The sequence below is a fragment of the Reticulibacter mediterranei genome (genome assembly GCF_016587455.1).
The window spans coordinates 2,194,962-2,217,861 of record NZ_BNJK01000001.1 but is presented as its reverse complement, the minus strand read 5'-3'; the positions used below and the strand labels follow the sequence as shown (position 1 = coordinate 2,217,861).

Annotated in this window: 17 protein-coding genes; 12 read left to right on the top strand and 5 right to left on the bottom strand. The window is 50.2% G+C overall.

Translation table 11 applies throughout. From position 1 onward, the window contains the following. Positions 1-155: 155 nt before the first annotated feature. Positions 156-2,498: an O-antigen ligase family protein gene (locus tag K3T83_RS09515; protein ID WP_220202731.1), complete on the top strand. Its 2,343-nt coding sequence runs from the start codon at positions 156-158 to the stop codon at positions 2,496-2,498. Here the strand turns inward: K3T83_RS09515 and K3T83_RS09510 are convergent. Continuing rightward, entirely contained in the window at positions 2,487-3,386 is a 900-nt protein-coding gene (locus tag K3T83_RS09510) for an HpcH/HpaI aldolase/citrate lyase family protein (RefSeq protein ID WP_220202730.1), read from the bottom strand. The two genes, K3T83_RS09515 and K3T83_RS09510, sit on opposite strands and share 12 nt — an antisense overlap. A gap of 79 nt (positions 3,387-3,465) precedes the next feature. Beyond that, positions 3,466-3,687, bottom strand: coding sequence for a hypothetical protein (locus K3T83_RS09505; protein WP_220202729.1), 222 nt, complete (start codon positions 3,685-3,687; stop codon positions 3,466-3,468). A 309-nt stretch (positions 3,688-3,996) separates the two neighbouring features. Here K3T83_RS09505 and K3T83_RS09500 point away from each other — a divergent pair, with 309 nt between their 5' ends. The 6 genes from K3T83_RS09500 to K3T83_RS09475 all read left to right on the top strand — a co-directional run bounded on the left by K3T83_RS09500 (position 3,997) and on the right by K3T83_RS09475 (position 10,838). Continuing rightward, positions 3,997-4,989: a hypothetical protein gene (locus tag K3T83_RS09500; RefSeq protein WP_220202728.1), complete on the top strand. Its 993-nt coding sequence runs from the start codon at positions 3,997-3,999 to the stop codon at positions 4,987-4,989. 388 nt (positions 4,990-5,377) lie between these two features. Then, on the top strand, positions 5,378-6,973 hold the full coding sequence (gene metG / locus K3T83_RS09495; RefSeq protein ID WP_220202727.1) for a methionine--tRNA ligase: 1,596 nt from the start codon (positions 5,378-5,380) through the stop codon (positions 6,971-6,973). 40 nt (positions 6,974-7,013) lie between these two features. Continuing rightward, positions 7,014-8,105: an ABC transporter ATP-binding protein gene (locus tag K3T83_RS09490; protein WP_220202726.1), complete on the top strand. Its 1,092-nt coding sequence runs from the start codon at positions 7,014-7,016 to the stop codon at positions 8,103-8,105. 14 nt (positions 8,106-8,119) lie between these two features. Beyond that, complete coding sequence (locus K3T83_RS09485; protein WP_220202725.1) at positions 8,120-8,962, top strand: ABC transporter permease; 843 nt, start codon at positions 8,120-8,122, stop codon at positions 8,960-8,962. Positions 8,963-8,966: 4 nt separating this feature from the next. Next, on the top strand, positions 8,967-9,770 hold the full coding sequence (locus K3T83_RS09480) for an ABC transporter permease (protein WP_220202724.1): 804 nt from the start codon (positions 8,967-8,969) through the stop codon (positions 9,768-9,770). Between the two features lie 36 nt (positions 9,771-9,806). Next, a complete protein-coding gene (locus K3T83_RS09475; protein WP_220202723.1) occupies positions 9,807-10,838 on the top strand; it encodes a phosphotransferase enzyme family protein in 1,032 nt (343 codons plus the stop codon). Positions 10,839-10,924: 86 nt separating this feature from the next. On the opposite strand, the gene K3T83_RS09470 is transcribed toward K3T83_RS09475, so the two are convergent. After that, entirely contained in the window at positions 10,925-12,694 is a 1,770-nt protein-coding gene (locus tag K3T83_RS09470) for a CocE/NonD family hydrolase (RefSeq protein ID WP_220202722.1), read from the bottom strand. Between the two features lie 295 nt (positions 12,695-12,989). Here K3T83_RS09470 and K3T83_RS09465 point away from each other — a divergent pair, with 295 nt between their 5' ends. Beyond that, entirely contained in the window at positions 12,990-13,676 is a 687-nt protein-coding gene (locus tag K3T83_RS09465) for an FHA domain-containing protein (protein WP_220202721.1), read from the top strand. Here K3T83_RS09465 and K3T83_RS09460 read toward each other — a convergent pair. Beyond that, on the bottom strand, positions 13,665-14,513 hold the full coding sequence (locus tag K3T83_RS09460; RefSeq protein WP_220202720.1) for a nucleotidyl transferase family protein: 849 nt from the start codon (positions 14,511-14,513) through the stop codon (positions 13,665-13,667). The two genes, K3T83_RS09465 and K3T83_RS09460, sit on opposite strands and share 12 nt — an antisense overlap. Before the next feature lie 529 nt (positions 14,514-15,042). Here K3T83_RS09460 and K3T83_RS09455 point away from each other — a divergent pair. The 4 genes from K3T83_RS09455 to K3T83_RS09440 all read left to right on the top strand — a co-directional run bounded on the left by K3T83_RS09455 (position 15,043) and on the right by K3T83_RS09440 (position 19,316). Continuing rightward, complete coding sequence (locus K3T83_RS09455) at positions 15,043-16,245, top strand: ABC transporter substrate-binding protein (RefSeq protein ID WP_220202719.1); 1,203 nt, start codon at positions 15,043-15,045, stop codon at positions 16,243-16,245. A gap of 70 nt (positions 16,246-16,315) precedes the next feature. After that, positions 16,316-17,245 carry an ABC transporter permease gene (locus K3T83_RS09450; protein WP_236064861.1) on the top strand — a complete coding sequence of 310 codons (930 nt, stop codon included), beginning with the start codon at positions 16,316-16,318 and terminating at the stop codon, positions 17,243-17,245. Positions 17,246-17,251: 6 nt separating this feature from the next. Further along, entirely contained in the window at positions 17,252-18,157 is a 906-nt protein-coding gene (locus K3T83_RS09445; protein ID WP_220202717.1) for an ABC transporter permease, read from the top strand. A 43-nt stretch (positions 18,158-18,200) separates the two neighbouring features. Then, positions 18,201-19,316 carry an ABC transporter ATP-binding protein gene (locus K3T83_RS09440; RefSeq protein WP_220202716.1) on the top strand — a complete coding sequence of 372 codons (1,116 nt, stop codon included), beginning with the start codon at positions 18,201-18,203 and terminating at the stop codon, positions 19,314-19,316. A 9-nt stretch (positions 19,317-19,325) separates the two neighbouring features. Here K3T83_RS09440 and K3T83_RS09435 read toward each other — a convergent pair whose 3' ends face one another. Beyond that, positions 19,326-22,742 (bottom strand): serine/threonine-protein kinase, encoded by a 3,417-nt coding sequence (locus tag K3T83_RS09435; protein ID WP_220202715.1) that lies wholly within the window; start codon positions 22,740-22,742, stop codon positions 19,326-19,328. Positions 22,743-22,900 lie beyond the last annotated feature (158 nt).

Below are 22,900 nucleotides of genomic sequence, written 5' to 3'. Positions count from 1 at the left end.
ATAAAGAATGTTAACCTGCTCTTAACCATATGGCAGGTTCAAAAATGATATTCAGCAGGTACTATATGGGAGAAGGTAGGACGGCGAATCGAGGTCATGGACCCTGGCGCATGAATGACCGGGCTTCCAGAAAGGAATTTGTGTGAGGGTATGGGATGGAGCAGAAAATAGGCTCTAGAGGAAGGAACGTCGATGGGTTTTTAACGGGGTTGGTTGGCATCCGGTTTATACGGCGTTGGGGTTGGTTTGTATTCCTGTCAATACTTCTCAACACCGTTTGTTCTTACTATATCCCCGATCTCGTTTCGTCTACAACCTATCGGGCAACATTACAGGTGCAGGTGCATGCGGTAGCTGGCACCTCTGTTCAGGGCAAAGCAACGACAGCATTTTTTGCCAGCCTGTTACAGAGTCCAGGTGTGCTGGATCTTGCCCTGACCCGTTTGCATGCTTATCCTCAATTTAAGGCATATGTACTGGCGGATCTGCAAAATGGGCGTGTGACGGCTACGGTCGTAAAAAATACGAACATCGTTCAGCTTGTGGGTTATGCTGGCAGTTCTAGAGATGCCGCGCTGATTGTCAGTACCGTCTACAATGCGCTGGTCCAGAATATTCAGAAGGATCGCGCTCAAGTCATTGAGGCTATCAATGCACATTTGAATGCTGAATTAGAGCAGGTGCAGGCGGCTATGCTGCAAACGGCAACGACGCTGGAGCAATTAAAAGCCGTTAAACAAACAACTTCGTCGCAATATAGCCTGCTTGCCAACCAATATGGAGCACAAAAGCAGCGCTTGCTGGAAATCAATACTGGATTGGCAACATTGAAGCATGAAGGGTATGATAATTTGTTGGGGGTGATTAGTCCGACGCCAGCTGTTGCGACGTTACCAGCTGCCCATGCGACGAAAGATGAGCGCCTGGCATTATCTCCATTGGTTGGTTTGATAATGGGTCTGGGCGGCGTGTTTGTTGCCAGCCGTTTTTCGGCGAGCAGATTGGAGGAAGGGAGGAAGCGTACATTAGTTTTTTCGTTCCCGCCAGTGGTAGTGATTGTGGCACTGGGCAGTTATCTTGTGTTGAATGCTGGCTGTGCTTTGCTTATGCCAATTTTTCCTCTGCTTGGGCTGATTGGTGCTATTGCAATCAATCTTGTGGCGTTGTTATTCTGGCGCATCAGCTTTGCCTTGCCTCTCTATGTGCTGGTTGCCAGTCCCAGCATTGCTCTATCGCTGAGTTCTGGGATTCTGTCCAGACTTTACATCGGCAATATGCTTTTTGCCCTGATAATCTGCATCTGGCTACTGAGAATCGTTCTGCCTCAGCGCAAGTCCAGGCAGATATTGTTGGATCGCAGTCTCTTTGTGCCTCTCCTTTGTTTGATGCTGGTAGGATTGTCTTCAATCATCTATTCGCATATTTTTCCCGATCCGAATGTCTCTTATCAATATCCTCATTCTACTGTGTCTATTATGCTGGTCAATGTTTCTGAGATGATGATTCTGGTTGGCTTGCCTATGTTTCTGGCGATTGTTCCGGGGCTGATTCGCTCATCTCGTGACGCCTATTTACTGCTCCTGTCTTTTGTGGGGGTTGGTATGCTATACGCGCTGGGCTGCATCTTTGCGGTTCCACTTGGCCTGCATTCTAAAGAGGTCATTCTCGGTGTGCTGCGCCCGGAGGTTTTTGGGGCTGAATCGAGCGCACTAGGTTCTCTCATTCTCCTTTTTGGTAGCCTTGCGATAACACAAACGCTCTATGCCTCTCATTGGAGAGGTCAGTTGATCTGGGGAGTGCTTTCGCTGCTCTTTTGCCTGGGCGTAATTATGTCCTTTGGTCGCGAGGCATGGATCGGCCTGTTTCTGGCGATATTCGTCATGATCGCTTTGCGGACAAGAAACTGGTTCGTCTTGCTTGTTGTGCTTGTCCCTTTTGTACTTCTTCTCATTCCAGGCGTTTCTGACTTTTTTAATCCTGAGAGAACCTATGGCTCTGATCGCGTGAAGATCTGGCAGGATGCGATTACGATCTGGCTGAAGAGTCCCTATATGGGGGTTGGAGCAGGCAATTTTCAGTTCTTTGATCGCATCTATGGCAGCGATAAGGTTGGTGTGGCTCATAATCAGTATTTGCAAATGCTTGCAGAAACAGGTATTCAGGGGTTGTTCTGCCTGATCTGGATTCTGGTCGCAGTTGGAGTGAAGGCGCTGAAGGGCTTCAATGCTGCTCGATCCCCTTTAGGAAAATCCATTGCGCTGGCGTATATCGGGTATTATGTCTCGATTCTCTTTGGCGGCTTTTTTACTGGTATTTTTATTCCCTCAGCGGCGGCAGGAGGCGGTACAGGACCGTTTGTTGTTGCCTCCTGCCGCTGGCTGCTTCTGGGGCTGGTCTTGAGCATTCCTATCTGGGAGCAGCAGGGGAAAGAGCAACCAGCCGCAATGACGCCTGAAGAGAAGATGGAGCCACCGGGTGTAGCGCCATTACATTCCTAGCAGGTCGGCCTTTTGTAGTGTGGTTCTGAGGCTGCGAATGATTGCCACATCGACCATTTTCCCATCGACGGCAATCGCTCCCACACCTCTCTCTAAAGCTTCCTGATAGGCAGCATCCAACTTGCGCGCCTGTTCAACTTCCTCTTGTGAAGGTGAATATATCTGGTTGGCAATATCGAGCTGGCTGGGATGAATCGCCCACTTGCCAACAAAGCCCAGGATACGTGAGCGCGTGCATTCGCGGCGGTATCCTTCCGCATTGTTGAAATCAGGATAGGTGCCATCTATGGCATCGATGCCAGCAGCACGAGCCGCAATAACAATTTTGTTGCGCGCGTAGTGCCAGGGATCGCCAGGATAGGCATCAAGGCTCCCTTCGATGACCCTGCTATCCATTCCCAGAGAGGCGCTATAATCGGCGGGACCAAAGATCAGCGCCTCTAGCCGTGAGCTAGAACGTGCAATCTCTTCCACATGGAGCATAGCCTCTACATCCTCAATCAGCACCTCCAACCCTATCCGCTTAGTTCGTTTCAAGCGTTTTTCGATTTGCGTGAGCAGTAGATCGACCCACCAGACATCTTTGTCCGATTTCACTTTGGGGACAATTAGTATATCGAGATGTTCGCCCGTCTCTTCCACGACAGTAATAATATCCTGATAGGCGTATTCGCTCTCTAGATCGTTGATGCGAACTGCGCGTGTTTTCTTGTCCCAATCCATTGTAGTCAGCGCTTGAATGGCTTTTGTACGTGCTGCTGCCTTTTCTTCGGGAGCGACAGAATCTTCAAGGTCAAGCAGAACGAGGTCGGCCTGGCTGGTAGCTGCCTTTTTCATCATTCGCTCATTGCTGGCTGGCGTCGAGAGTTCTGATCGTCGTAAACGCATACTACGCTCGCTTTCATTTCGTGATGCTCATGACAATCATTATAGCAGACGCGCCACCACAACTTTCCTCGCCCTGACCTTATCCGATAACCTGCTCATAGAGATCACAAATCGTATGTGTTGCCTCCTGTTCGCCTATCTGTTTGATGAGTTGTTCGTGATAATAATCGACACGTTTCATGCGTGCATCGATAAAAGCATGCTTAGCTGATCCCCAGGCAAAACCGGTTAGGCCGCGTTTCATCGCTTCGTATTCTTCCAGGATGCTTTGTCGTAGTTGCGCCACTTCGCTTTGGGACATATGAGGCACCTCTTTGATTTCAAAATCCACTACACCCGTTGAACGCTCTCCCGATGCCTGCCTACAATTTTCTGCCTTTGACCAATTAAACGAGGATTGGCGAGCTTTTATCCTATTGCGACAAAGTTGTTGCAGTCGCCGTTTGCCGTAACAATTTTGTCATAATTTCGTCTCTCTTTCTTCAACCTTCCGCCATAATACTTTGACACATGTTCACTATACTCTCCCTAGATAAGCGGGACAGAGAGATCTGGCTGAGCGTCGCTGTCCCGCTATTTTATATGACTCCATTTGAAGAGGTATACTGCGATGTTGTTTACTACGAAAAAATCAGAAAGCTTTTCTTTTCTAATATTGTTGCGTCAAGGGTTTGTCCTGAACTCGTGGCTGATGATTATAGGTCTGTTGATGATAATAACTCTTCTGGCTACTGGCGTTGGACTGATTGTTGATCATCACGTGATTACTGGCGCTCCAGCATGGGTCAAACCGGCCAAATTTGCACTCTCACTCAGCATTTACTGCTTTACTTTTATCTGGCTCCTCAAGTTTGTGCAGCGTTGGCGATTCTTTGCTGGTATCATTGGCGCTCTGACCTCGCTGGGCGTACTGGGTGAAATGGTTCTGATCGTCTTGCAGGTAATACGCGGAGTTGGTAGCCATTTCAATGTAGCAACCTCTTTTGATAAGGCCGTTTACAATACAATGGGGACTTTTGCTGTGATGATTTGTGTGGCGGCGTTCGTCGTGGCGATCCTTCTCCTGTTTGAGCGTCGCACAGACAAAGCGCTAATCTGGTCGTTACGTCTGGGACTGATGATCGCCCTCTTTGGCATGTATGTTGGGGTAATAATGACCCAGCCCACGACGGCCCAACTGGTTGCCAGACACGCAGGACATATGTTGACGAGTGGAGCGCATAGCGTTGGCGTGCTTGATGGCGGGCCGGGTCTACCGTTTCTGGGATGGAGCACTGTCGGTGGTGATTTACGTATCGCTCACTTTGTTGGGCTGCATGCTTTGCAAGTGCTACCTTTTATTGGTTGGCTCCTTTCGGCACAACGTTTTCCACATCTGGGAACAAGACGGCGGGTTGCTCTGGTCTGGGTTATCTGCCTGGGCTATCTTGGGCTGACTGGCTCGTTGCTCTGGCAAGCTCTGAGGGGCCAGTCGTTGATTGCTCCCGATGCGCTTACATTGTTGAGCTGGTGTGGCGTTTTCGGCCTCACACTGGTTGCTTGTGTGGGAATTGTGCTCTCCGCTCGCTCAAACGCTATTCCTGATACACAATCTATTGCATGAACAGCTGATAGCATCAATTATTCACTTCTTTCTCATGCTTGACAATGACGCTTATTATAGTTATATTGAAAGAAAGTAGTTTATACACAGCTATAGTAACTATCTCTTCCTTACTCATGTGAGGGGAGATCGCGATACACACAATAAAGGGTGGATCATGACAGACCAGAGACAGGCATTTCCCATGTTTATGGTGCTTGCTCTTATGTGCAGCGTGCATATGCCTATGACTATGCGCTCTGAATGTGTGTCGTGGTCCTCTTCCCGGTTGCAAGGAAGGCTTACTGAGTAGCTAGAAGATATTGCAAGCAGAAAGCACAGAAGGGGCGCAGGCGACACACCTGCGCCCCTCTTCTTTTTTTATTGAAGAAAGAGATGAGGTGAAAGTATGTCTGTTGAGCGCGGGGAGTTGGATGGCACTCCCGAACAACAACGTTTTTATGTGACAACTGCGATTGACTATCCCAATGCTCCTCCCCATATTGGGCATGCATTGGAGAAGGTGGCAGCTGATGTTGCAGCACGCTATCACCGCTTACGAGGGCATGATACCTTCTTCTGTATGGGCATTGATGAGAATAGCCAGCATGTGTTGAAGGCAGCCAATAGTCGGGGCATGGATACGTACACCTGGGTCAATGAGATGGATGTGGCATTTCGTCTGGCCTGGACAAAACTTGAGATCTCGAATGATTACTGGATTCGTACGACAGAGGAGCGGCATGCACGCGCTTCAGTAGAGATGTTCCGTCGCGCTCAAGAACATGGTGATATCTACAAATCGACCTACTCTGGCTGGTATTGCAGCTCGGACAATACCTTTTATACAGACGATGAACTGGTCGATGGCAGATGCCCTTATCATCCTTCGCTGATCCCCGAATGGCTGGAAGAGGAGAACTACTTTTTTGCTCTCTCAAAATATAGCGAACGCTTACTTGCACATATTGAGGAACATCCTGAGTTTATTGTGCCAGCCTCGCGTCGTGCTGAAGTGATTGGGTTTATTCGCCAGGGATTACGCGATTTTTCCGTTTCGCGCCAGCTTCGTCCAGGGTTGGAAAATTGGGGTATTCCAGTACCAGGTGATCCCAAACAGGTGATCTATGTCTGGTTTGATGCCCTCACCAACTACCTGACCGCTGTAGGCTTTCCCGACGATGCTGAGCAGTTTGCCCACTACTGGCCTGCTGATGCTCATGTGATCGGGAAAGATATTACACGTTTCCATTGTCTCTACTGGCCTGCCATGCTGATGTCGGCGGAATTGCCGCTGCCGAAGCAGGTATCAGTGCATGGCTTTATTACGTTGGAGGGGCAACGCATTTCAAAGACCGCTGGCAATATCATTGATCCGGTTGATCTGGTCAATCGAGTTGGCGCTGATGCGGTGCGCTACTATCTGTTGCGCAATTTATCGTTTGCCTCAGATGGAGATTTTTCGCGTGCAGGTCTGGTTCGGGCATATAACGACGAATTGGGCAATGACCTGGGCAACTTGCTCAACCGTGTGGTCTCGATGGTGAAGCGCTATCGTAAAGGGGCGATACCAGCGCCAGGCCCAACGGGTGAATTGGAGGCCGATTTACAGCGGGTCGCGGCAGCAGCAAGGCTGCGAGCTGCGACGGCGTTAGAGTCCTGGGAGATTGGCAATGCTATTGGTATTACCTGGGAATTTGTGCGCCGCGCCAATCAGTATATAGAGCAATGCGAGCCGTGGAAGCTGGCCCGTTCGCCGGGGCAGGCGGAACGGTTGGATACTGTGCTCTACTCGGCGGCGGAAGCCACGCGCTTGCTTGCTATTTTGCTGGCTCCCTATATTCCCTCCTCATGCAATCGCATCATGGCGCAACTGGGGTTAGAACCGATCAGCAATGGAGCATGGGATCGAGACGGGCAGTGGGGGGGGCAGGCATTAACCAGTATAGTACCGGGAGCAGTCATCTTTCCGCGTTTGGAGTTGGACGCGGTATTACAACCATAGAGAGCATATTCTCTCTATGTAAACAGAAGGGGAAAAGAGCATGTCGATCATTCAGGTGGATGGATTAGCCAAGACGTTTCGATCTCGCGAGCGCGCCTCCGGGCTAGCTGGCAGTTTGCGTTCCTTTGTCGCTCCCCGTTATCGTGAGCGTGAAGCCGTCAAGCAAATCAGCTTTATGCTTGAACGTGGCGAGGTACTCGCGTTTATCGGACCAAATGGTGCTGGTAAATCTACCACTATAAAGATGTTGACTGGTATTCTTTATCCTTCTGATGGTATGGTGCAGGTACTTGGGCTGATCCCCTGGAAGCAGCGTCACACGCTCTCGTATCGCATTTCCAGCGTCTTTGGACAAAAATCGCAGCTCTGGTATCACCTCCCTCCACAGGATACGTTTGATCTGCTGGCTCGCATTTATGAACTGGATATGATGGCCTATCGCAAGCGGCGCGACTTTCTCATTGAGGTCTTCGATATTGCCGATCATATGCGCACGCCCGCGCGTAAGCTGAGCCTGGGAGAACGTATGCGCTGTGAACTGGCGGCGGCGCTGTTGCATCGCCCCGAGATTATCTTTCTCGATGAGCCAACTATTGGCCTGGATGTCATCGCCAAGCAACGCATCCGTGATTTGATCGGGCAACTCAATGCCGAAGAGGGAACAACCGTCTTCCTCACATCACATGATGCAGGTGATGTGGAGCAGGTTTGCCGTCGCGCCATTGTGATCAATCATGGTGAGATTATTCTGGATGAGCCAGTTGCGAAGATGAAAAGCGACTATCTCCGGGCAAAAACGGTAGATCTGTTGCTGGATGAGCCTGCTGAAACCCTATTGACCATAGATCCTGCCAGCGGCCGGCGACATTTGGGCGGCATGCATGAAGGGCTGCGGAATAAGACGGGAATCCAGGTGTTGAAAGCGCAAGGAAGAAGCTTGAAATTGGAAGTTGACACATCAGAATGCCCTCTGGAACCTGTAATTGCCGCCATTATGCAGCGTTGCCATATTCTCGATATGACCATTGCTGACCCTCCAATGGAGGAGATTATCGCGGCCATTTATGGCGAGAAGAGCAAGGTGGAGCATGAAGACGAGGCGGACTTTGATACGACTGTGGCAGCCAACTGAGGGAGGTAATTCGTATGGAGGTAGGTGTACGACGAGATCGAGGGGTTATGCGACGCTTGCGCCTGGACTTCTTAAAATATACGACAGTGTTGCAGGTGAGCGTTGCAAATAATCTGGCCTATATGCTGGAGATCTTTTTTCGCTCGCTGATGGTTGTTGTGCTGGTCTTTATTCTTAGCCAGCTCTGGAAAGTGACGTTTGCATTACACAGGGAAAAGATCCTGAGCGGTTTCAGCATCAATACGATGATCTGGTATTTGATTGCTGGAGAGTCGATTGCACTTTCGCTGCCTGCATTGACGCAGCGCATCGACCAGGAGGTACGCTCTGGGCAACTGGCGTATCTGTTAGTGCGGCCTTGCAGCTATGTGCTGTACAACTTTGCTCAATACCTGGGCGAGCGGCTGGTGCGTTGGAGTATGAATTGTCTGGTGGGAGCTGGTCTGGCGTTGCTGGTAGCTGGTTGGCCTCCCTTTGGTTGGCAGGGATTGCTGGCCTGGCCGTTAGTGAGCTTGCTGGCGATGAGCATCGATTTTGTCGCCTACTTTTCTATCGGGCTGCTGGCGTTTTGGATTGAGGAAACACAGCCGTTTTCATTTATGTTTAGCCGCCTGACGCTGGTTCTAGGAGGAGTGCTCGCTCCCCTGGAGATTTTTCCAGAGCCGGTGCGGAGTATCGCACTGGCTCTGCCTTTCGGGGCCATTTTGTATGGTCCAGCTCGTACCCTGGTACATTTTGAGCTGGATCGTTTCTGTCAACTGTTGCTGCAACAGGTGTCGATGCTTGTTGTGGGGTGTGCGATCCTGTTTATGATTTATCAGGTGGCGCTGCGTCGCGTCAATATCAATGGAGGGTAGGGCGATGCTGTTCATAAAAAAACTGGTCAGTATGTTGCGTTTCATCGGCAGTTATACGGTGGCAAACACGCAGGCTGCGATGGAGTATCGGACGGCGTTTGTTGTACAGGTGTTGACGCTGCTAGCTAGCGATAGCCTCTGGCTGTTTTTCTGGTGGACCTACTTTCATCAGTTCCCGCTCACAAATGGCTGGCAGATCACGGATGTTGTGATTCTCTGGGCGGTTTCAGCCTGTGGGTTTGGAATCAGCGCGACAGTCTTCGGGAATGCGCGGCAACTGGCAAGCCTGATCATGAATGGTGGCCTGGATGCCTATCTTGGCATGCCTCGCTATGCCTTGCTGCATGTCTGTGTTGCCGCCACCAATCCGACTGCCTGGGGCGATATTCTCTTTGCCATCGGAGCTTATATCTTGCTCGTTCATCCCAGTATAATTCATATAGCCGTATTCATTATACTGGTGATAATGGTCTCGTTCATTTTTACTGCGTTCCTGGTAATTCTCTGCTCGTTGGCGTTCTTTCTGGGCAATACTGAGGGAATGGCTCAGCAGATGTTTAATGCGCTCATCTCGTTCAGCACCTATCCTATGGATATCTTTCATGGGGCGGTGCGTTTGTTACTCTTTACATTGGTGCCAGCTGGTTTCATTTCATTTATACCGCTCCAACTGCTCCGCCACTTTACCTGGCCGCTGTTTGGCGCGATGATTGGAGGGACAGTGCTGATTGTATTAACGGCAGTAGGGATATTCGAGCTAGGTTTGCGGCGCTACGAAAGCGGGAACTTGCTGGGGATGCAACAATAATGACCATCTTGAATGGATTGGGAGAACCATAGTACGATGCCTGACATTCCAGATATATCGTCCTATCTCAGCCAGCGTTATAACCTGCAAAATATTGCCATTGAGCTTTTGAACATGGTGCCAGGGAAGTATGTGTATCAGATAACGCTAGCTACAGGAGTGTGCTGGATATTGCGGATGTATCAGGTTGAGAATGATCAGAGCGCGGTCTTCTCTCCTTTGGCCTTAGCTTATGTTCTGGCCTTTTTAGAAGAGCAGCAATATTCGGCAGTGAGAATTGTCCGCTCGCTTGATGGCGAGACTGTAGTGATGCATGAAGGTTGGTATTATCTGATAACAACCTTCATCGACGGTATTCCGTTCGATTGGTCGCTTACTGCTTTTTACAATCTTGGAGCAGCATTGGGCAAATTACATGCCTTGCGTCTGGGCGCTGCTGCATCTACCTTGCCACGTGCAGGGATGCTTCCTAGTGGAGAACTTGCCTATGCACAGAAGCAACTGGAGAGCGTTGAATCTCTGGTGCCTGCAAATCTCCAGGAGCGTTATGAAGAGTTGTTGCAAGCTACAGCGCTGCTGGATCGCCGGGAAGATCTGCCTCTCGTGTGCATTCATAACGATTGCCATCCTGCCAATAGCATCTGTACTGCAGGCGGACAGATACAGCTTATCGATTGGGAGGGTGCTGGTTCTGGGCCAGCTGTCATCGACGTTGGCTTTTTGCTGGCGTCCAGCGATGATGCCCTCCCCTGGGCGCCGCTTGCATCCTTAGATACCTATCACCTATATGAGGAACGCATCGCCGCCATTATTGAGGGGTATTGCTGTTATCATACTCTTACTACTATCGAGCTAGAACGGCTGCCAGATGCTCTTCGCTTTCGTAGTCTGGTTTACGGTGCGTGTCATTTCGCCTCTACGATTGCTGAACGTCGGCAAGAAGATCCTCAATGGTGGTGGCTTCGTTATACAGCAGCAGAGGAGATAGCCATGCTTGCAAAAGAATACTTTTTGCAAGCAAAGAGTACGAAAACTATTGCTATGCGTTTAGAAGATCTGCCCTTTTGAAGCAGGCCAATAGCTTTCGTATTCTTTAGAAGAATACTTGGGAAAACTGTTGGTCTGCTTGTGTTTTTTCTGGATGTACAGCTATTTTATTGTATCGGCACGACAGGCAATACGATATAAGATGGATGATCAACATCATGCAGGATCGTTTGATGAGCTACCACCATCTCGCTAGAACTGCCGAACTCCTGTCCGGTATTGAGATTGCGGTTCCAGCGTGGGAAACAACTGCTGGTGATATCCACCCGGATCTGGTGTCCTTTTTTGAAGAGGTTGCTGGTTGTCCACAGATCTATCTCATATTCGTATGCTTTGTCTGGCTCGATGAGCGATGGTTGCCCTCCATGCACAAAATCGCGGTAGCGTGCGCGAATGATGCCATCCGTGAGGTTTTGCGCGTATCCGTTGGGATGTACATCAACCAGACGGGCTACGAAATCAGTATCAGGTGCGCTGGATGTTGCCCAGAGATGGACGGAGATGGGGCCAGTTACTTCTACATCTTGCTCCAGCACAGGCGTTGTGTAGACCAGCACGTCGTCGCGGTTCTCAATCGGGGTCTGATCGAAGGGTCCAGCACGGAACTCGGGTGTCATCAATAGGGCACCGCCACGCGTCAGGACGGGGTTTGCAGGATCGTAATCGTAGTGATCAGCAGTTTCGGTTTCGGGAAGCGTGGTGCTGAGCGAACCATCGCCTTTTAAAGAGTTTGCATGTCCGTTGCTATGCAAATAGTAACGGGTTTCGACTGCTCGTGCCAGCGGCCACTCTTGCTCGTCGCGCCAGACATTGGCTCCCATGACAAAGAGCTTGATCGGCGCTTCACTGGTGATGCCGGTATCCACGCCTTGTAAGAAATGATCGAACCAGCGCAATTGCAGGCTCATCAGATCGACCTGTAAGTCGATCATAGCCGCCGTTGCTCCCATGCCAAAGTTCAGTTCTCCAACAGGGTTCGTGAAGCCGCCATGTATCCAGGGGCCAATCAGCAGTTTGCTCTGACGCGCTTCGGGCGTGCTGCCCTGAGTGCGCATAATCCTGAAGTTTTCGATGGTATCCTGCAAGAAGATGTCGTACCAGCCACCGATATTGAATGTGGGGGCAGTTACCTGCTCATGTTTGCCCACAATAGTCATAGGATCAACCTGCTTACGGTCCATCGGAGAGGTGATGCTCAGGAAAAAGTCCGGGGCCACATCGTTGCGCACAAGTGGCTCAAACTCTTTGAGCGGCAACGAGTGATATCCCTGCGTTCCCAGCGCGTCGATGTCCTGAACAAGCTGGTACATAGCAGCTCCGAGGGCGCGTGGATCTGTACTATGGCGACGCATGAGGACGTTCATGCCCATTGAGAGTTGCCAGTTGGCAAGAGTTCCCAGTTCTAGTGCGCCTCCGCGAAATTGAACACCGTTGAAGGGGTTATTCCACGTCATAATCGGGATGGCCGCTTTAAGTGATGATGGCCCCTGAATTAAGGTCGCCCATTGCGTAAAGCCGAAATAGGATACGCCGTACATGCCGATGGAGCCGTTGCTATAATGCAGTTTTGCGGCCCATTCGACGGTATCGTAACCGTCCTCGGCTTCGTTGCGCATTGGCTCCCATTTTCCTTCGGAAGTGAAACGGCCCCGTGTATCCTGTACAATCACGACGTAGCCCCGGCGTGCCACCTGAGCTGGATCGAGCGCTGAACTGCCGAGGGGAAAATCTTTGCCGTAGGGGAGCCGCGTCAGTAGAACCGGCCACTTGCCCTCCCCTACCGGTCGATAGACGTTAGCGCGTAAGATGACGCCATCGCGCATTTTGGCTGGAACGTCAAAATCGACGGCGATCTGATGACCTGTTTGCGTTGTCATGGATGGATATCTCCTCTTCCATTCAAGATCATGCTATTTTTGTACGCAAGATCATCATACAACGCTGGGATGAGAAGCTGCTAGCAGCAAGCCGTCGTGCCGATGGGTGAATTTAACCTTGACACCGTTCAATCCTATTTGTTATAGCGACTAAAAATGAGGTAGAAAAGTCTATATTTGGCTACACTTGTCTATAAAAACATGTTATACTCAGTCCCATAGTAGATAGTAGTAGAATTTGTTGCTATCCAGAAGCCTAAAGTGCTGCGTTCTGGCTGAGGTTGAGTGGTATCGTATGAAACAGGATTATTCTTCGGGTGCCTACCTTGTCATTCAGAAGGGTTCTCTTCTGGGCAAGCGTGTTGAACTGTGGAAAGAGTGTACAACTATTGGCCGGAGCCGCGATTGTGACATCTTTCTTGAAGATATTGCCGTTCATCGTAAGCAGGCCAGTATCCTGCTGAGTCCGGGGGGCTACGTGTTGCGCGATGATCATGGCAGCGGTGATAGTTTTGTCAATGGGCGCTCTATCAAAGAGCAGCTTCTCAACAATGGCGATCAACTCCTGTTTGGCAATACGCAATTGACCTTCTACGCTAGCGAAGGCACCAGACCGTTTCAGCTTCCCTCCTCGCGTGGGCGTGAGTTGCATGTTGGCAAAGCACCAGATCCACATCCCACCATGATTGCTCGCCTGTTCCCCCTCAGTTCGCAGAGTGGCCTCATTCAGGGCATCGAAGTGCTACCCGAGATGACGATTGGCCGGAGCCGCGAATGTGATATCTTTCTTGAAGACCTGGCGGTGAGCCGATTGCATGCCACGATTCGCGAACTGCCAGCAGGTGACTATGAGATTGTTGATAATCGATCCGCTACAGGAACATTTGTCAATGGTCGTGCGGTGGCGCGTTGTCAATTAAGCAATGGCGATCAATTGCAAATAGGAGTGAGCCGGTTTGTTTTTCGCCTGTCACCTTCTTGATGCTGGCTGCCTGTGCATGAGCGCAGCCAGGCTTTTCATGCGCTCTCCGTAGTAATCGGTCTCGCTGCCGTCTGCCTGTCTGAGTGGAGGCTCGTATGCACGTGTGATGCGCATGAAGCGTTGTACCTCCTGTGGCACCTCGTGTTGGTATCTGTTTGCTCGTTGTCGTACCTGTGAGGACGATATATCGCGATAGGCGCGATTCAGCGGCAATGGATGAATATATCTCGCAAACTGTCTGTTCTGCGGTTGTTGTATCAATTCCTCTAACTCTTGCTCTCCATCGTTCCCACGCGGCGCAACGAGCAACTCTGCTTGCTGGAAGAGATCGCGCAAAGCTGCGTCGCGGTCTTGATAGTAATGAGGATCGAGTATTTGCACGATTTTGTCAAAGCCAATCAAAAAGAAGATACGCTTGACTTCTGGAAATGACCTTTGTACGGCCTCAGCTTGATCGACATATAAACCACGATTAAAGAGGAGAATTCCTGTGTCTGGCACGCGCCTACGTAGTAGTTTTTGCAGCAGCACAATGCGATCAAGCAGCAGTGGTCGTTCGACGCTCTCTTTGTCAACTGTATGTTTGCTCATAGCAGCATACAGATGCATTGGCTCGTGTTGCCGTGCGTAGCGTCTAGCCTCCTGGAGCATTGCGATATGAGCGGTCGTTGGCGGGTTGAATGAGCCGGTGAAAACGATCACTGCATCGTGAGGCCGGGCTGATCCAGGCACAGTAAGCGCTTCTGGCTCTCCTTCAGGATCAAGCTGGTCGATAAGCGCCTGCACACGCTTGAAATGTTGTAACATTCGTTCTGAAAAGTGGACAACTCCCTGCATTTGCACACCATCTTTTACAATCTTTGGCCTGTATAAGCAATAATATCTTCTTTATCTTAGAACGTTTTTGGGGAAGAGGGCAACTATTCATAGGAAAATAACCAGAGGACGCTGTATAAAGCTGTACAGCGTCCTCTGGTTGTTGGTGAGAAGGGGATTCCGTAATTATCTGCCTTGTCGGGATTATTTCTTTCATCTCTGCATAGAGAGCATACCATTTTAGAATTAAGATAATTTTAATGGATTTCTGATTTTACGTTAATGCTATGTAAATGTTGCCCTCTATTGTTAAAAAATATTTCTGTATATGTTAAATGTATTGCTATATGCGAGCTTGATACTGTATACTTTTGTTGAGATTGCGATAGCTCGTCATCGTTGCCAAACATATCGCAGATCCTCTCTCTGCCTTGTCCGCGTAAATTCAGATTTATCGTGCGAAAACCTGAAGATTATTCCTAATTCATGCATCTGTGGCGTGATTTTACCCATATAGCAATGCTTGGAAAGGCATGGAGGTGTTTTGGCTATGGATCGCAATCAGGAATTATTTCATTTTTTATCTTCGTCCCAGACTCGCCGCAGTCGCCGTCATTTTATGCAACAGGCGGGCGCATTAGGCGTCTCTTCCTTTGCGCTTGCATCTTTACTGGAGGCGTGTGGAGGTCAGGCTTCCACAACGGCGGCTTCTGCAACTCCCGCAGCTAATCTCACCGGCCCCATTGACATGCAGACGTTGATTACGAATGCGAAAAAAGAGGGGAAATTGGAGGCAATTGGTTTCCCGCCAGAGTGGGCCAATTATAAGGAGATTCTGGGGAGTTATACGACGAAATATGTTACCGTTGATTATAAAGCTGAAGCAGAATATAGCTCGGCACAGGAGTTGGAGGCGTTCAAGAAATCGCAGTTGCATCCTCATGGTGATGTTGGCGACGTTGGCTTTAAATTTGGCCCTTTAGCCGTGACGCAAGGTTTGATTACTCCCTACAAGCATGCGACGTGGGACGATATCCCGGCTGAGCTAAAAGATCCCGATGGCAATTGGTGTACAGAATATTGGGGCACGCAAGCTTTTGTAGTGAATACAGATATCGTAAAAAATCCTCCAACCTCGTTCAAAGAGCTACTCAGCGGGAATTACAAGAATATGGTTGGTATTGACGGTGATCCGCGCCAGGCAAACGACGCATTTATTGCCGTTTATTCAGCCGCACTTGCAACTTCTGGCAGCCTGGATGACATTCAGCCTGGCATCGATTTTTTCGCGCAACTCAAAAAGAAGAGCAATTTCACTCCCGCCCGTTCCAGTGTTGCTAATATCACGAAGGGCGAGGTAGCAATTGCTGTGATGTGGGATTATCTGGGATTGGGATTTCGCGATCAATTGCAGGGCAAGCCTAACCTGAAAGTATTGATCCCTACTGATGGTTCTATTGCTGGACCATATGTGTCCATTGTCAATAAAACCGCTCCTCACCCGTATGCCGCTCGCTTGTGGATCGAGCACATATTTTCTGATGAAGGGCAGCTGGACTATTTAAAAGGCTATGCCCATCCAGCCCGCTATCAAAAGCTGGTCGCCGCGGGGAAAGTGCCTGCTGAACTGTCTGCGAAATTGCCAGCAGCTGAACAGTATGCCAACGTCAAATTCGTTACCGATACGAAGAAGCTGGATGCAGCTGCCGATGTACTGAACAAAAACTGGCAATCGCAGGTGTTGGGCCAGTAGTCAATATATGTTGTTAGAGTGGCAATGGTTGTACCATTGCCACTCTAACTTGGATGGAGGAGGTGTTTTCGTGCCAGGATCGGTGAAATCCATCGAGGCAACTCCCGCAACTTCGCTGGCTCAGACGAAGCGTTCACGGGGCAGGCAGTGGCGCTTTTCCTTTCTGAACTGGTTGGGGCTGGTGCCTTTTCTCTTATTTTGCCTGCTTTTTGAGATATTGCCTGCTCTGGTCATCATTCAAGACAGCTTTGCCGATGATCGAGGAGAGGCCACGATTGATAATTATCAGCGCATGCTTTCTCAGGCCAGCACCTTGCGGGCATTCCAGACCAGTATTTTTCTTTCGCTGGTGACGGCCTTTCTGGGAGCACTGTTTGGCTTTTTAGCCGCTTATGGTGTCTACAAGCTCAAAACTGGCTGGTTGCGCAATTTTCTCATCGGCTTTTCGAGCCTTGCCGCCAACTTTGCTGGCGTCCCTCTGGCATATGCTTTTATCTCGACGCTGGGCGTGACCGGTTTTGTAACGATACTGCTCCATAACTGGCTACATATCAACCTGTACGATCTTGGCTTCAGTCTCTATACGTTCTGGGGACTCGTGCTTGTCTATACCTATTTTCAGTTACCCCTGATGGTGCTGGTGACAATCCCAGCTTTAAATGCATTGAAACCGGAGTGGCGCGAGGCTGCGACGAATCTAGGCGCATCCACCTTTCTCTACTGGTGGCGAATCGCTTTGCCTGTGTTGCTGCCCTCTTTAATTGCCGGGGTGATGCTGCTCTTTGCCAACTCTTTTGGAGCCTACGCCTCCGCCTATGCGTTGGCACAGGGCAACATTAATCTCGTCACAATCCTGATTAGTTTTGTGGTGGCGGGCAATGTCGATATGGATACAGGCCTGGGAAATGCGCTCTCGGTTGGCATGATGCTTGTCTTATTAGCGACCGTGATTGTGTATTTTACAATGCTCCGGCGCGTAAGTCTCTGGCAGGGAAGGTAAGTGTGTATGAGTAGCGAAATTGTTGTGCCTGCACAACAGACAGAGGCGCAAAAGAAACGGCGCTCCTCTTCAAGTGCTGTGGCTCTTGATATGATTGCCCTGTTGCTTGTGATGCTCTATTTACTGATCCCGCTAGCTGCAACGCTGGTATTTGGCCTCTCTGGTCCGAATGGCTTTGATCTGAGCATTTATAGTAGCGTGTTGAGCGATGCTGATTTCTCTAAAACATTATTTTTCTCACTGGGATTGGCACTGACGGCAATGATGCTTGCCATTGTGCTTGTTACGCCTACGGCCTACTGGGTGCAGCTCCGTATCCCGCAAGCGCGTCCTTTGCTCGACTTTCTCTCGCTGGTCCCCTTTGCCGTTCCCGCAATTTTGATGTCGCTTGGTTTGTTGGAAGTATATAACAGTCCGAATTTGTTGGTTAGTATCCTTTCCTTTGGCCTGGTGCCTCTGCTCAGTGGCCCTCCGTTTGTGCTGGCAAATTCACCGCAATTGCTAGTTTGTGCCTATGTCGTCATCTCTTTACCATTTGTGTATCGTCCCATTGAGAATAACTTGCGAGCCATCAATGCACGCGTGCTGACAGAGGCGGCGTCGAGCCTGGGGAGCAGTTGGTGGAGAACCTTTTTGACGGTGATTCTGCCCAATATCTGGCCTGGCGTGATAAGTGCCGCACTGCTGACCTTCTCAACCGCAATGGGTGAGTTTACTCTGGCGCAGCTTTTCGGTATCTACACCTTCCCGATTTACCTGAACCAGATCGGCCAGAGTGATGCTCATAAGGCCGCCTTGCTGACCATTCTGAGCTTTGCTTTTACGCTTGTATGTGTGCTCGGCATTATTCTGCTCGCGCGACGACAACCGGGCGGCCAGCGTGCCGATGTTGAAATTGCGGCGGCAAAATAGCTGCAATATGGCTTGAGAGAATTCTTGCATGAGGGAAACAACTATGGCCTTTCTTGAACTGAATGGCATTACAAAATATTTTGGACGACAGGCCGCCGTGAACGCGGTCAATCTTTCGATTCAGCAGGGCGAGTTTCTCACGCTACTTGGTCCCAGTGGGTGTGGTAAAACGACGATTTTGCGCATGGTTGCAGGTTTTGAGCATCCGAGCGAGGGATCTATTCTGCTTGAAGGCGATGACATCACCGACCGTCCCGCCAATAAGCGTCCGATGGGGATGGTTTTTCAGTCGTACGCGCTTTTCCCACATATGACGGTCGAGCAGAATATTGCCTTTGGGATGCATATTCAACGTGTGCCGCGTAAGCGGATTGAACAGCGCTGTGCAGAGTTGCTCGAACTGGTTGGTCTGGGTGAGATGGGGAAACGCTATCCTCATCAACTGTCGGGAGGCCAGCAACAGCGTATTGCCCTGGCGCGTGCGCTGGCTATCGAACCTAAAGTATTGTTGTTAGATGAGCCGCTTTCGGCCCTGGATGCTCGTGTGCGCGTGACGTTGCGAACTGAGATTCGGCGCATCCAGCAACAATTAAAGATGACGGCGATTTATGTTACTCATGACCAGGAGGAGGCGCTGGCTATCTCTGATCGTATCGCTGTGATGGCAAAAGGGAAAATTGAGCAACTTGACCATCCCGAAGAGATTTACAGCAACCCGCAAACTGTCTTTGCCGCCACGTTTGTAGGAACAAGCAATCAATTTAGCGGTGTGGTCGAATCCGCTGAGAAGGGGCTATGTCAGGCTAATGGATATACGCTCCATGTTGCTCCTCTCTCTTCCTCGTTCGATGGGAAGCGCGTCTTGCTTGTAGTGCGCCCAGAAGAAATAACTTTGCACGCCAGCGAAGGGGAGAGCCTGGGAAATGGCACGGGTAATCATATTTCGGGGGTGATTGAGTTGCGCACTTTCCTGGGGCCGTTTACGCGTTTTCATGTACGCATCGACGACAAAATGCTGTTAACGGCTGATATTCCCAGTCAGCAGGCACGGGGCTATGATGCGGGGCAACGGGTGTTGTTGACGTTCCTGCCATCAGCCTGTCAGGTGCTACCAGTCGATTCGGGTGTCGAGAGCTTGACCACAATACCCGCAAAATGATGTGTTTGCTTATCCACGCGCTGCCGACGCAGCGCTTTTTTTGTGCTGACTGGCATAGTACCCCAGTTGCCGGGCGCGCTGACGAGCCTGTTCTGCCTGCTCAGGCTTTCCTAGGTAGCGCAGTGCTTCCCCTTTGTTGTAATGAAAGATAGCATCGTTGGGGTCAAGCTCAATGGCTTGTTCATAGGCATTGAGCGCCTCCTGATAGCGCTTTAAGGCAAAGAGCGTCATCCCTTTCCCATTACAGGCTCTCGCGTCGGCGGGATTTAAATGGATCGCCGTTTCATAGGTTTCGAGCGCTTCTGGGATGCGCTTGAGATACATTAATGCCAGCCCCTTGTTTGTATGAAATGTAGAGTTGCCAGGATCTCTCTGAATGGCCTCTTCATAGGCCGCCAGCGCTTCTTCATTGCGGTTCATATCTCTCAGCACATTGCCTTTGCCGTTGTACGCTGTGGCATAACAGGGATTGAGATGGAGCGCTTGTTCGTAAGCTTTTAAGGCCTCAGCATTGCGGTCGAGTTGCCAGAGAGCATCGCCCTTGGCTTTATAGACCTGTGCATAACTCGTATCCAGGGCGAGCGAGCGCTCAAAAGCTGCAAGTGCCTGCTCGTTGCGATGTAGTTCTAGCATAACCGCTCCCTCGTTATAGTGGAAAAGTGGATCGGAGTCATCAAGTGCAATGGCCGCTTGATAGGCGGTGAGTGCCTCCTCGATGTGGTTGAGAACGTGTAAGGTGTTGCCCAACCCATTATAAGAGGGCGCGTAGTCGGCATCGATTCTGGCGGCATGCTCATAGGCTGTGAATGCCTCTTCATAGCGCTGGAGCTGGAAGAGTGTGTCCCCTTCTCCTGCATAGGTGATCGCCGATATAGGAGGTAGCAACAGAGCTTGTTTGTAGGCCGCCAGCGCTTCTTCATAGCGATGCAACATGTACAATGCGTGCCCTTGACCAGTATACGCCTCAGCATCAGGTTGCAATTGGAGCGCGTGCTCGTAGGCGGTGAGTGCCTCTTCGTAGCGCTTCAGCCTGGTGAGGACATTGCCTTTCCCCGTATAGTCGGCCGCATAGTTATCGTTGAGTTTGATGGCTTTCTCATAGGCTTCCAGCGCTTCTTCATTATGGTTGAGCCGCCAGAGCATACGACCCTTATGACCATAGAGACTGGCATCATCTGCGTTCAGCTGGAGGGCTTCATCGAAAGATTCGAGTGCGTCGTCGTAGCGTTTGAGCTTCTCTTGAATGATACCGCGATTTTTATGGAGGTGTACATCATCGGGGTTGAGTTGCATGGCCTGTTCATAGGCGGTGAGTGCCTCTTTGTAGCGCTTGAGCATATAGAGAGCATCGCCTTTACCACTATAGGCATCGGCATATTGTGGCTTCAACTGTATTGCCTGCTCATAAGCAGCTAGAGCATCTTCGGCCTTGCCCAGATTGTTCAGCGCGCGGCCTTTGCCGTTGTGTGCGGCAGCTGATGTGGGATTGAGGTCGATTGCCTGTTCATAGGCAGTGAGCGCCTCCTGATCGTTCTCCAGATGATAGAGCGTGTGGCTTTTACCAATGTGGGCGAGAAACAGGGTGCGGTCAAGTTGGATCGCACATTCATAGGAGATGAGCGCTTCTCGATAATGGTGCAGGCAATAGAGGGCGAAGCCCTTGCCACAGTAGGCTGTTGCAGCGCCAGGGTCTAATAAGATAGCCTGATCGAAGGTTTTGAGTGCCTCTTCATAGCGACCGAGGTTCCATAACGCATTGCCTTTTTCGGTGTGTACCAGAGCATCATCAAAGTTGAGTTGGAGAGCGATCTCGTAAGCCTCCAGCGCCTCTTCATTGTGATTGAGCGCGTGCAGAGCATTGCCTTTATGATAATAATGGGCTACCTCATCAGGCTTCAGATTGATGGCCTGATCGTAGGCTTTGAGTGCTTCAGTGTAACATTTCAGTTGATAGAGCGCGAGGCCTTTATTGTAGTAGAATTCGGCTTGTTGAGAATCAAGTCTCATGGCGCTATCGTAGGCGGCAAGAGCATCTTCGCTCTTGCCCAACTCGCGCAGTGCATTACCTTTGCCATCATATGCTGCCGCGAAGTTTGTATCCAGTTGAATGGCGCGATTGTAGGCTTCCAGTGCTGCTTCAAGCTGATGAAGCTTCAAGAGCGTGTTACCTTTGCCAAAAAAGCCAATGGCAGAGCTAGGCGAGAGGCGAATCACGCAATCATAAGCGCTCTCAGCTTCCTGATAGCGTTTGAGCATAAAGAGCGCATGCCCTTTATTGTACCAGGCATCCTTATAATGAGGCTCGCACACAATCGCTAGTTCGTAGGCGGCGAGAGCTTCCTGGTACAACTCAAGACGCGCCAGAACCATACCTTTTTTGTTGTGAGCAGTTGAGGAACGAGAATCGAGCTGGATGGCGCATTCGTAGGCGGCGATGGCTTCCTGATAGCGTCCCGCATCATAATGAGCCTGTCCTTCGTGTAGCCATTGCAGTTTCGTCTGGCGTGATGCATCGCGGCGAGGGAGGGACATGCTACGATGGGCCGCTTTTGCCGCTACAATGGTTTTGTTGGCGGCCGGAGAACGCGTGGGCAGACCAGGAGGCGTGGACAGCGCTTTGATAAAGGCGGCAACATCTGCGTGTCGTTCTCGACGCTCTTTCGCCATTGCTTTGAAGATGGCCTGTTCCATATAATCGGGGATCTGGGGGTTATAGTGCGATGGGGGTGTTGGTGTCACGTTGGCGTGTTGATACCACATAGCATAGACGTTAGGAGCCACAAATGGTCTGCGACCTGCAAACAGTTCGTAAGCGATGCAACCAAGCGCGTATTGATCGCATTCTTTGCTGATTTTGCTCTCGAATTGTTCAGGGGCCATGTATGCGGGCGTCCCGCTGGTATCCACATTTTTCATACTCATCGTATTGAGTACAGTAGCGATGCCAAAGTCGCAAAGCATTGCTTCACCGCGTGTATTAAACAAAATGTTCTCTGGCTTCAGATCGCGGTGGATGATACTGCGTCGATGGGCATGTTGCAGCGCTTTGCCGATTTGCGAGATGATCTTGAGCGCCTCTTCAACGGGTAACGGATGTGGTGCTTGATGGATTAAACGATCACGCAGGGAGCCATGAGCTGCGTATTCGGCGATGAGATAGGGAATATCCTGTTCCACTCCTATATCGATAATGGGTAGAATATGTTTATGTTTCAGCTGCTCCAACAAACGCGCCTCTTTCAAAAAAATGCTGCTGCCTTCTTGCGATTGTAGATTAGCGGTATGCATCAGTTTGATGGCGACGATGCGGTCAGTCAGGATAATATGTTGTGCTTTGTAGACGCAACCAAAAGAGCCGCACGCAAGCTTTTCGATAATGCGATAATTGTAAAATTGCCTGCCAATATAATCATGCGCTGTTGTCAACGTCGTTTCCTCTCACCACAAAATTTCCCCGCTTGCAGCATACAGGTAAGTTACCTGTTTGTGAGTGGAGTTTACGTAGAAAATACTATAAATAAGCTACGGGTTTATGTCAATAAAAATTATCCTGTATAAACCTTCAGGCTATATCGCAGTGAATA